Here is an 11,753-nt window from a genome sequence, read left to right as displayed (position 1 = left end):
TAGTGAGGTGCGAATGTGATGCACGCCATACTTCCGCGCTTCCAGGGGTGCTAACTGTCCGAACTTTGTACAACTGAAGTCGGACAGCAAACTACACAGTGATGTCGAGCGCCCGCATCCGTGTGTAGAGAGTGCTTCGGCTGATTCCGAGTTGCGCCGACGCGTGAACCTTGTTGCCGCCGCAGTCTTTCAACGCTCCGATGATCGCCTGGCGCTCGGCTTTCTCCCGCCCTGCCAACCGCGACACCTTGGTCGTGGTGCGATAGTCCTCGGGCAGATCAGCGACGTCGATGCGATTGCTCGAGCGTTCATCCGAGGCGCGATTCAACACGACGCGCAATTCGGCCAGGTTGCCCGGCCAGTTGGCCGCCGCGAGTGCTTCGGCAGCGCTGGCGGTCAATCTCAGTTCTGGTGAGATCCCCTCCAACATGACTTGTGCCAACTCGGCGATCTCAGCCTGTCGCTCGCGCAGTGGGGTGATGACAACCCGGGAGGCGCATCGTGAGAGCAGCGCGGCGATGGTCGGCGGAAGATCAACTGCCGCTCCGCTGGTCAGTACGATTTTCGGCCCCTCGGCGCTGGCGTCGATCAGGTCTGCGACCAGCGGCAACACCGAGTCAGGAAGGAGTTGTACCTGTTCGATCACGACCACGCCCGAACGCTTACGGGATGCTCGCACGAGATCGGTGACCCACTGCTCACGGCCGTCGAACGCGATTCGCGTGGCATCGAGCCAACTCGCATCGACACTGCCGACTACGTCCGATGCTGCCGAGGTTCGGCCGGATCCCGCTTCACCCGAGATCGCCACGGCGGCAGAGGTTGCCCGCGCCCGCATCAGGTCGCGCCGCAGTCGTTCGCCGGGAGACGGTGCCCGCTCGTGCGTTCTGCGGATCGGTGCCCGTTCCCGTTGGAGTGGTTCGACCAGGAAGAGCGCACCACCGTCAGCCCCGGAAATCCGGTCGGCTTGAACTCGCGCCAGCGCGCCGGACGCCAATTCGACTGTCACCAATCGTGATTGGTCCGGATTCAGGTCGGCAATCAAGGAACGGAGCGATACATGGTCTGCGGTGTCGAGCAGATCCAAAGCGGTTCGGTTGCTCAGCAGGATGTCGTCGCCGATGGCCGCGACGGCAATGTGGCGCTGATGTGAAACTCGCTGGAATGCGTCGACCAGCCGCTGCTCCGATGCTTTCGAGCCTTCGAGCAGCCGTTTCTCGATGTCCGCTGCAGCACGCGCAAGGAAGGGCGCGAACAGTGGGTTGGCCTGCGAGACAACGCCGGTCATGTCGAGAATGCCTTCGACACGACGTGTGACGGGATGCAGGATCGGCTGTCCGTAGCAGCTCAAACCCTTGAGGCTGTCGAGGAAATGCTCGTCACCGTGGATCACCACGCTTCGTCCGACCTCGAGGGGCGTACCGAGCGCGTTGGTGCCGGCGTGCTCTTCACCGAAGCGTGAACCGTTGACGACACCCAACCGCTCGATCGTTCGCTCGACGCGACTGTCGGAGTACACCGAAGCGACCACGCGGCATTCGCGATCAGCAAGCAGCACGCAGAAACCGGTGCCCGCGATCTGTTGCGAAACTTCGTCGAGCACGGGTGCGGCGGCCCGGAGCAGACGAGACTCACCGTCCTGCTCCTCGGTGTCCACGGCGATGGCCGACGACGGGTCGAGGCCACTGAGTCGAGAACGCTTCCAGGAGAGCGCGATCTCGGGGCGTACCGGCTCACGCTCCCCTGGGTTCGCGGACATACTCTCAGGCCTGACCGATCAATTCGATCGCCTGTTCTCGCATCGCGATCTTGCGGACCTTGCCCGTGACTGTCATCGGGAACTCGTCGACGACATGGACGTACCGCGGAATCTTGTAGTGCGCGAGCTTGCCGGTGCAGAACGCGCGGACCGAATCGGCGTCGAGATCGTCTGCACCTTCGCGCATCTGGACCCACACCATCAATTCCTCGCCGTACTTTGCGTCGGGTACGCCGATGACCTGCGCATCGAGAATGTCGGGGTGGGTGTAGAGAAACTCCTCGATCTCACGCGGATAGACGTTCTCGCCACCGCGGATGACCATGTCCTTGATGCGTCCCGTGATGGCGACGTATCCGGCCTCGTCCATGACTCCGATGTCTCCGGTGTGCATCCACCGGGCAGCGTCGATCGCCTCGGCGGTCTTCTCCGGGTTCTCCCAGTATCCGAGCATGACCGAGTAACCACGCGTGCACAGTTCACCCGGCTCGCCGCGGGGCACCGTCAATCCGGTTGCCGGATCGACGATCTTGATCTCGAGATGCGGCCCTACCCGGCCGACCGTTTCGGTGCGCTGCTCGATCGAATCGTCCGAGCGGGTCTGCAACGACACCGGCGAGGTCTCCGTCATGCCGTAGCAGATGGACACCTCCGACATGCCCATGCGATCGATGACCTGCTTCATCACCTCGACCGGGCAGGGCGAGCCCGCCATGATGCCGGTGCGAAGGGACGACAGATCGAAGCTGTCGAAGTCAGGCAACGCCAACTCCGCGATGAACATCGTCGGAACGCCGTAGAGGGACGTGCACTTTTCAGCCTGAACGGCTTCGAGCGAAGCACGCGGATCGAAAGCCGGACCCGGAATGACCATGGCAGCACCGTGACTGGTGCACGCAAGGTTGCCCATCACCATGCCGAAACAGTGGTAGAACGGCACCGGGATGCACACCCGATCGACCTCGCTGTAGTGGCACAACTCGCCGACGAAATAGCCGTTGTTGAGGATGTTGTGGTGACTGAGCGTCGCGCCCTTCGGGAAACCGGTAGTACCCGAGGTGTATTGGATGTTGATCGCGTCGTCGGCCGACAACGCGGCCTGGGCTGCGGCGAGCGGAGCCGGATCGCTTGCCTGCGCCGCCAAGCCGTCTGCAAGCACCGCGTCCCACTCGGGTGAACCGAGCAGGAGCACCGACGTCAGATCCGGGCACTGCGGCCGCACCGTCTCGATCATCGACGCGTAGTCCGAGGTCTTGAAGCTGGCCGCAGACACCAGCGTCGAGATCCCGGCCTGCTCGAGTACGTACTGCAACTCGTGCGAGCGGTACGCCGGATTGATGTTGACCAGGATCGCGCCGACCTTTGCCGTCGCGTATTGCGTGAACGTCCATTCCGGACAGTTGGGAGCCCAGATTCCTACCCGATCGCCCTTCCCCACACCACGGGAAAGTAGTCCGGCAGCGAGCCCGTTCACCTGCTCGGCGAACTCCCGGTACGTCCATCGTCGACCGCTGGCGTGGTCGATCAACGCATCGCGGTCGCCGTGTGCGGCAACCGTGCGATCGAGGTTGTCTCCGATGGTGTCGCCCAGCATCGGACCGTCCCATACTCCGGACGTATAGCTGGGCAGCGGCGTACTCATGTGTTCTGTCCTCTCCGGTTACCTGTTCAGGCACCTATGAGAGGGGCCGCCGCAGCGGACCCTCTCATCTACGAATTTACTCGATTCGGTGTGATGCACGACATACTTCCCGGTGCGGGGTGGCCGTAACTGTTCAGAGTCCGGACACCCCACCCGCCTGCTGTGCGCCTTTATTAACCGCCGGCGGTTAATAAAGGCGCACAGTGGTTACAGCGCGTGGTCCTTGGTCTCGACGAGTGCCCAGGTGCAGATCAGGCTCAACACACCCAGGATCGCCAGCATGACTCCGATGGCCATACTCCCGTAGGCCGAGGCCAGCGGTGCGGCGATCAGCGGCGGCACTGCCCCACCGAGCACTCCGGCGAGGTTGTAGCCGAGGCCGGCACCGGTGTAGCGGTAGCGGGTCTGGAACATTTCCGGAAGCAGCGCACCGCAGGGGCCGTAGGCGATTCCGAAGATCATGAGCGTGCCGAACATCCCGATGATGAACGCGATCGGCGATCCCGTGTCGAGGAGCGGGAACAGCACCAGCGCCCAGACGACGGCCAGACCACACGAGATCATGATGACCTTGCGGCGCCCGATGCGGTCCGAGTACAGAGCGGAAACGACGATCGCCGCACCGAAGACAACCGCGGAAGCGATACCGACCGACAGGACGAACGGACGGGAGAAGCCGAGGGTCTTTGTTCCGTAGCTCGTCAGGAAAGCCGTGCCCATGTAGAAAAACGCGAACAGGCAAGCCAGGGCGCCTGCCGAGAGCAGGATCTCCTTGGTCTGGAACCGCCAAGCATCCAGGAACGGAAGGGTGCGCGGTGCTTCGTTCTTCTGCTCCGCGACGCGCTCTGCCTGCTCCGCCTTGAAGACGGGAGTCTCCTCGATAGCGAGTCGCATGTAGAGGCCGATGCCGACCAACACGATGGAGAACAGGAACGGGATACGCCAGCCGTAATCGAGGAAAGCCTGGTTGGTGTCGCCGAGAACTGCGCCGGTGATGAGGAAGGTACTACTCGAGAGAACGAAGGCGATTGCAGGGCCGAGCTGCGGGAACATCGCATACAGACCACGTTTGCCCGGTGGAGCGTATTCCGCGGTGAGCAAGGTTGCGCCTGCCCACTCACCACCGACCGCGAAACCTTGGCCGAATCGCAAGAGCACCAAGATGATCGGGGCCGCGACACCGATGGTTGCAGCACCCGGCAGCAAGCCGATCAGGAGCGTCGAGATACCCATGAGCAGGAGCGTCGAGATCAGCGTCTTCTTGCGACCGATGCGATCACCGAAGTGTCCGAACAACATTGCGCCGACGGGCCGGGCGATGAATGCGACTGCGAAAGTCGCAAACGATGCGACAGTTCCCGCAGTGGCACCGAGCGCGGGGAAGAACACCGTCGGAAAGACAAGTGCCGCAGCGGTTCCGTAGATAAAGAAGTCGTAGAACTCGATAGTCGTGCCGATACAACTCGCGATTGCAACGCGCCGCACACTGGTGGTGTTCTGCGGGGGCTGCGTCGCACCTGCGGCACTCGCACCCCCGGCGCCGGCGGCACTGGTGCCGCCTGTGGGAGAGACTGTGGTCACTCGATTCCTCCGTGGTCCCGTGGTGTCGCCCTGTGGGCATCACCGTCGATAGGAGGAAAGGTAGTGATGTGGCTCACCCCCGCACTACCCCCGAAAGGGGGTAGGAGTGATCTCGGTCACCACTTGTATGCAATGGTAACGAGTTTCACGACCCTCGACATGCCGCAGGCCGTCCGATTCGTTCTCACGAATCGGACGGCCCTCGAGAAACGGCGTCACGGTGCAACGCTACGGATCAAGCCTTACCGGCAGCCCCGAACAGTTCCTGACGGATCTCGCCCCACACCGTGGCGTAGGAGTCGATGATCGGTTCGGAAATCCACTTGGACTCCCCCGCTTGCACTTTCGCGAGAGCATCCGAGAAGAGATCCTGGTAACGAGACAACCGCGGAACGAATGCCGACAGATCGTCGAACAGGTTTGCAGCCCGGCGATCCAACTCTGCAAGGGAATCCGCATCTGCGTCGTCGATGAGCGCGGCGAACTCCTCGTCCAAGGGAAGGAACGCCTCGTACACCTCACCGATGGAGTCCTCGTCGATCGAGACGCGCTCGGCGTCCAACTGATCTTCGAGTTCTGCCAAACCTTTCTCGGTCAGGCTGATGGCGTTTTCCGCTTCGACCGCTTTGCCCTGCGCGACAAGTGCGTCGTACGCAGCTTGACCGGAAGCCGAGCTGACGCCCAGGTGCTCGGCCAGGACGACCGCTCCGACCCGCTCCTTGAGACGTACTGCCTGGAGCAGTGCCAACTCGTCCACATTGCCAGCGAAGGCCATCGATTTCTCCTACTCACGTGCCGCCTCTGCGGCTCCAGCATCACAGCGGACACCCGTGGGTTTCCGCAGCCCGACAAAGGGCTCGACAGAATCAGATCACACCCCGATCGATCGTTGTGAAGTCACCGCGACAAGTCGACCGTCACGCGACGGTATCGGCCTGATCGGGGATCACGCTGCCGTCTGCGCGAGTCACGGCACCTTTCTCCCCGGCCGCGTCGGTGTAAGCATCGGTCGAGCAGCGATAGGGAGCATCCGCCTGTGCTTTCGGTTCGATGAACATGGGGTTGACCAGCCATTTCCCGTCACTGTTGTCGTAGGCATTGCACATCAGTTCGGGATTGTTGCGGTTGATCACCAGGCGCGCGCCGGTCGCATCTCCGAGGAACGTCACGTCGGTGACAGAATCACCGGCAGCAAATACCTGACGTCGATCGGCGGCCAACTGCTCGAACGCCGTAGGCCCTTGAACCCCGTAGACAACCTCGTTGACCTGGCACCGTTTGCCGTCGATGTACGGAATGACCGAGTCGTCGCCGTCCGCAACGCCACCACACCCACGCAGGCGCCCGGTGAGAACCCCGCCCTCGACGATGGGCCGAACTCCCATCACGTGATCGGCGTCCAATCCCAGCTGTTCCGCCCAGACTCGAACGACCGGTTCGGCCGACGCGGAGATGATCCGCACGTCGAATCCATGAGCGCCGAGGGATTTCACCAAATCTTCGATTTGCGCGTAGTACCGCACCGAGCCGTCGACTTCCGTCGTACCGACGGTCTGATCGGATCCTTCTGCAGCAGCGAGATTCTCGGCACGCGCTGCGCGGGCGTACTCGGTGACCTCGTCCTCGGTGTGCCCTGCCATCAACTGCACGGCCCACGCGTATGCGGCTTTTGTCCGGCGGTGATCGTAACCGTCGAATGCGGCCTGCCCGTCGCGAGTCTTCTCTTCGAGTACCGCAACGATCTCGTCCGCGCAGTCCAAGTCGGTGCTGGTTGCCAACGGTTGCCCCGGCGCGGTCTCGGAGCCACACGCGGCGGAAAGTGCGGCAACGCCGGCTGGCGTCATGAAGCGGCTGGTGGTTGCCCAGTCCCCTCCGGCAGGCTGTAACACCTTGTTGTTCTTGATCATCCAGAATGCGGTGGCGCTTCCGATGTCGTTCTTGACAACTGTGTTGTCCCAGTCGAAGAGCGCCAACGGAGCTCCGTCATCGACATCACCTGCAGCTCCACACGTTCCGAACTCCGTCATCATGGCATCCAACGTCACACGGTTGTCGCCGTACCACGCAAGACTGGGATCCAACGCCGCGCAGGATGAACCACTCTGCGCCACATCTTCTTTCGGGGCGCTCTCGGCCGAACTACATGCAGTTGCACTCAACAGGACACTACCTACCGCCAACGCGCACAGGGCGCGGGAATGCAGCGAACGGAACATCGATTCCCTCGTTTTCGTCGTGATTCGGGTACGACGGCATACCCGGGTCGATCGACCCGGGTATGCCGTGCAGTTGTCAATTAATCGAGCGTCAGCACTTCTCCCGACGCAACGGCGTCGGCGCGAGAGGTGTCCTTGAGGTCGACGCCGGAGCGGCCCAACTGGCGCGCTCCCGTCACCAATCCCAGGACGACACGAGCAGCCTGCTCGTATCCGAGCCCCTCGGGTGGGTGGACATTGGAAATGCAGTTTCGATCCGCGTCGGTACGACCGACGCGCGGAAGATGAGTCAGATAGATCCCGACGCTGTCCGCAACGGAGAGCCCTGGACGTTCGCCGATCAGGACGATCGCCGTCTGCACTCCCATCGCGGCGGCGATGTGATCACCCAGTGCCACACGGGCATTCGTGGCGATCACCGGCGGCGCAATCGAGTACCGCTCCCCCAACACCGTGACCAACGCGGACAATAGTTGCTCGCCGTGGTCCATCAGTGCTCGCGGGGAGAGTCCGTCGGCGAGGATGAACCCGATTTCCTTGTCGGAGCTCTTGATCGCGCTCAGGTCAGCCGGCTGGCGCCCCAGGTCGGGTCTCCGGAGATACTCACTGCGGGTGGAGACGCTGCTCGCCACCACCACCGGCGCCCCGATGCCCACCCCTTCGACCCGACTGGCAAGCGTCTCGGAGTCGAGTGGCTCGTGGACCGCGTCGCGGGCTGCGGCGTGAGCTGCCTTGAATTCGAGAACCCGCTTGGTGGGCAACGAATCTCCGGCACGCCCCAGCCCGATACGCGATTGTGTGGTCTTGCGCAGTGGACCCCAGAAATCGAGGATCGGTGCCTGATCTTCGGTCATGAGTTCACCGTCAAAGCCCGCAACGGCGACATTTCGGCATCGATCGGAAGAACCCGACCGTTTGCGTCGGTCATCCCCAAATTGTGGAGCCAGGTCTCGAACTCCGGGGCGGGCTGCAAACCGAGAACCTTACGCACATACAGCGCGTCGTGGAACGCCAGACTTTGATAGCCGAGCATCACGTCGTCGGCGCCGGGCACCGCGATCACGAACGCCGCGCCGGCGACGCCCAGCAAGGTGAGCAGGTTGTCCATGTCGTCTTGATCGGCTTCGGCGTGGTTGGTGTAGCAAACGTCCACTCCCATCGGCAGCCCGAGGAGTTTTCCGCAGAAATGATCCTCCAAGCCCGCGCGAATGATCTGCTTGCCGTCGTAGAGATACTCGGGACCGATGAAGCCGACCACGGTGTTGACCAGCAGCGGTTCGAGATCACGTGCCACTGCGTATGCCCTGGTCTCGAGTGTCTGCTGATCGACCGGGGCTCCGCCGGTGCCGTAGTGGGCACCTGAGCTGAGGGCGGACCCCTGCCCCGTCTCCAGGTACATGACGTTGTTGCCGACCGTTCCGCGGTTCAAGGAGCGCCCGGCCTCGTTGCCCTCACGCAGGAGCGGAATGTTCACTCCGAAACCGGAATTGGCGCCTTCGGTACCGGCAATCGACTGGAAGACAAGATCGACCGGCACCCCCGATTCGATCAGCCCGATCGTGGTGGTCACGTGCGAGAGCACGCACGACTGAGTCGGGATCTCGAATCGCTGACGGATGTCGTCGAGCAGGTGGAGCAGATCCGAGGTGGCCTGGGGTGAATCCGTCGCGGGGTTGATACCGATGACGGCGTCGCCACATCCCATCAGGAGACCGTCCAATGTGGCCGCCGCGATGCCGCGTGGATCGTCTGTCGGGTGGTTTGGCTGGAGTCGGGTGCTCAGCCGGCCGGGCAGTCCGATGGTCGTACGGAACCCCGCGGTCACGGTGATGGCCTTCGCGACGGCGATCAGGTCCTGATTGCGCATGATCTTGCTGACCGCCGCAACCATCTCGGGGGTGAGCCCGGGACTTACGGCGGACAAGCGTGCTGAAGCTTCCGGCGCCGACGCGGTCTCGAGCAACCAGTCTCGTAGTCCGCCAACAGTCAGGTGCGCCACCGGCGCAAAGGCCAGGCGATCGTGGCTGTCGATGATGAGCCTGGTTACCTCGTCGTCCTCGTACGGAACCACCAGATCTTCGAGGAACACCGTCAACGGAAGATCAGCCAGAACCCATTGAGCAGCAGCACGTTCGGCGTCGGAGCTTGCCGCACAACCGGCTAGTTCATCACCCGACCGCAGTGGTGTCGCTTTTGCCATCAGATCGACGAGACCGTCGAACGAGTAGTTGGTTCCGGATACCTGCTGGTGATACTTGGCCATCCCGCGACTCATCCCAATTCTTCTTCCGCCTGTGCAAGTACAGCAAACTCCTCGTCCGGCGAGTTGGCAACAAGGTGGTGGCGACTGTAGAGACCGAAGTACGCCATGAGAACTCCGAAGGCAACCAACGTCAGCAATGCCGCAACGGGATCGACCAGGAAGGTGGCCACCACCGACACTGCCGCGATCACGAGCGCAAACGAGGTGGTGGCGATACCGCCGGGCGTGCGGTACGGGCGCGGCATGTTCGGCTCACGCTTACGAAGAACGATGTGACTCACCATCATCAGGACGTAGCTTACTGCCGCGCCGAACACCGCCATGTTGAGCAACATTGCACCTTCACCGGTGAGTGAGAGCGCGAAGCCGATGATTCCGGGTACGACGAGCGCGAGAGTGGGGGCCTTGCGCTTGTTGGTCACCGACAGGTTCTTCGGCAGGTAGCCGGCGCGGGAGAGCGCAAACGTCTGGCGTGAGTAGGCGTACATGATCGAGAAGAAGCTCGCGACCAGACCGGCAAGTCCGATGTAGTTGACGGCCTTTGCCGCTCCGCTGTCCCCCAGAGCCTCGACGAGCGGATTTCCGGAGGTGGACAGGGCGTCTGCGCCGAGCGCACCGGTGGCGAGGAAGAGAACCGTTGCGCCTGTGACGATCAGGATCAACATGCTGATGATGATGCCGCGGGGGACGTTCTTCTCCGGCTCACGTGCTTCCTCGGCGGCCAGCGGTACACCTTCGACCGCAAGGAAGAACCAGATCGCGAAGGGCACGGCGGCCCAGATTCCGAGCAGACCGAATGGCAGGAACGACGACGATCCGACTGCGCTGGTGTCGACGGCGATATCGGTGAGGTTGGACGAATCGAAAAGGCCGACAGCCGAAACCGCGAACACGACCAGGCCGACGAGTGCAATGGCGGTGATGATGAACATCGCCTTGAGTGCCTCACCGGCGCCGGTGAGGTGAATGCCGATGAAGATCGCGTACACCGCGAGGTACACCCACCAGCCGTCGGTGATCCCGAACAGGTTCAGGGACTCGACGTACGCACCGATGAAGGTCGCGATCGCTGCGGGTGCTATCGAGTACTCGATGAGAATTGCTGTGCCGGTGGCAAATCCGCCCCAGGGCCCCATGGCCCGTCTGGCAAACGTGTATCCACCACCAGCGGCAGGAAGTGCCGACGACATCTCGGCCATACCGAGCACCATCGCCAGGTACATACCCGCGATGACGACGGCCGCGATGAGAAGGCCACCGAAACCACCTTCGGCCAGACCGTTGTTCCAGCCGGCGTAGTCACCGGAAATCACATAGCTGACACCCAACCCCGCAAGCAGCACCCACCCTGCTGTTCCCTTTCGGAGTGTTCGTTTCTCCAGATACGAATTGTCTTCCGCATGGAAGTCTGCGCCGTCGTGGTGTGCACCCGCGGCACCGGCGTTTTTGCCGGTTGCGTGGTCGGAAAGAGACATGTCCATCCTCTGAATCGGTCAAGAATGAGACGACGCACGGTGGATGCGTCGCGTGAAATGAACGGTATGTGGGCGATGTACGGAGAAGGTCGCCTGGAGATGACCGTGCTGTTAACTGGCTGTCATGTGAGCGGCCCCGAGTCTGTTCAGATCTTCTTCAGGCTGCCGTTCTCAGGATCGGGCGGCCGCGCCCGGCACCGGGCAGGCGTCGACGGCCTCGGCGACCACCTGGGGAACCGTCGGGGGCAAAGGACGCACGCCCGCTTCCCAATCAGCGCCCACGAGAATGCTCGACGCGCCGAGTGCTTCGTTTTCGTCCGGTGTGAATGCCCTTGCTCGACTGAGGAATCTGAATCCTTCAGGAGACTCCAGGCTGAATCCACTGCCGCGGCCGGGCACGACGTCCAGTACCAACTGGGTGTGCTTCCAGGCTTCGAACTGTGATCCGGAAATCCAGACCTGTACAGCGTCGGTTCCGGTGGGAAGATCTTCGGGAGTCTCTCCGACAGCAAGTCGGAGATCGACGATTCCGAGTAGTACGTCACGGTCCCCGACGATGAATTCGCCTGAGGGATAACACATCGGGGCCGAGCCGTCGCAGCATCCGCCGGATTGATGCATCATCAGTTCGCCGTGAGTCCCGCTGAGGCGGCGCAGGAGGTCAGCCGCCCCAGCGGTGGTCACCAACCGGGGTGGAACGGCGCCGGTATCGGGTGTGTCCGTGGCGCTCATTCCAACCTCCGTGTGTTTGTGCAGGTTTCGCGTGTTGCAGTCTTGCTCACCGGCACCCGCAGCGAGGGGCTCACGGGTGCCGGTG

9 protein-coding genes are annotated in these 11,753 nt (G+C 62.5%); all 9 read right to left on the bottom strand.

The window, feature by feature from the left end; genetic code table 11:
* Positions 1–91 precede the first annotated feature (91 nt).
* A complete protein-coding gene (locus ACBG85_RS09080; protein WP_058038111.1) occupies positions 92–1,759 on the bottom strand; it encodes a sigma-54-dependent Fis family transcriptional regulator in 1,668 nt (555 codons plus the stop codon).
* A gap of 4 nt (positions 1,760–1,763) precedes the next feature.
* A complete protein-coding gene (locus tag ACBG85_RS09075; RefSeq protein ID WP_039973143.1) occupies positions 1,764–3,401 on the bottom strand; it encodes an AMP-binding protein in 1,638 nt (545 codons plus the stop codon).
* 207 nt (positions 3,402–3,608) lie between these two features.
* The gene (locus ACBG85_RS09070) at positions 3,609–4,886 is read right to left on the bottom strand and encodes an MFS transporter (RefSeq protein WP_085998903.1); all 1,278 of its coding nucleotides are present in this window, start codon (positions 4,884–4,886) and stop codon (positions 3,609–3,611) included.
* A 331-nt stretch (positions 4,887–5,217) separates the two neighbouring features.
* Entirely contained in the window at positions 5,218–5,757 is a 540-nt protein-coding gene (locus tag ACBG85_RS09065; protein WP_007730168.1) for a hypothetical protein, read from the bottom strand.
* Positions 5,758–5,899: 142 nt separating this feature from the next.
* The gene (locus tag ACBG85_RS09060; protein WP_372027114.1) at positions 5,900–7,198 is read right to left on the bottom strand and encodes an HAD family hydrolase; all 1,299 of its coding nucleotides are present in this window, start codon (positions 7,196–7,198) and stop codon (positions 5,900–5,902) included.
* Positions 7,199–7,278: 80 nt separating this feature from the next.
* Positions 7,279–8,052 (bottom strand): ethanolamine ammonia-lyase subunit EutC, encoded by a 774-nt coding sequence (gene eutC / locus ACBG85_RS09055; protein WP_058227511.1) that lies wholly within the window; start codon positions 8,050–8,052, stop codon positions 7,279–7,281.
* Complete coding sequence (locus ACBG85_RS09050) at positions 8,049–9,473, bottom strand: ethanolamine ammonia-lyase subunit EutB (RefSeq protein ID WP_007730162.1); 1,425 nt, start codon at positions 9,471–9,473, stop codon at positions 8,049–8,051. Before ACBG85_RS09050 ends, eutC begins: the two co-directional genes overlap by 4 nt.
* Positions 9,470–10,942 carry an ethanolamine permease gene (gene eat, locus ACBG85_RS09045; protein ID WP_003941913.1) on the bottom strand — a complete coding sequence of 491 codons (1,473 nt, stop codon included), beginning with the start codon at positions 10,940–10,942 and terminating at the stop codon, positions 9,470–9,472. The genes ACBG85_RS09050 and eat overlap by 4 nt, the downstream gene beginning before the upstream one ends.
* A gap of 165 nt (positions 10,943–11,107) precedes the next feature.
* Positions 11,108–11,668, bottom strand: a complete 561-nt coding sequence (locus tag ACBG85_RS09040; protein ID WP_003942021.1) for a DUF779 domain-containing protein — start codon at positions 11,666–11,668, stop codon at positions 11,108–11,110.
* Positions 11,669–11,753: the final 85 nt, after the last annotated feature.

Source organism: Rhodococcus sp. NyZ502 (assembly GCF_041464245.1).
Classification (GTDB): Bacteria; Actinomycetota; Actinomycetes; order Mycobacteriales; family Mycobacteriaceae; genus Rhodococcus_F; species Rhodococcus_F qingshengii.
The sequence above is the reverse complement of the archived record's forward strand: the minus strand, read 5'-3'. Positions and strand labels throughout refer to the sequence as shown.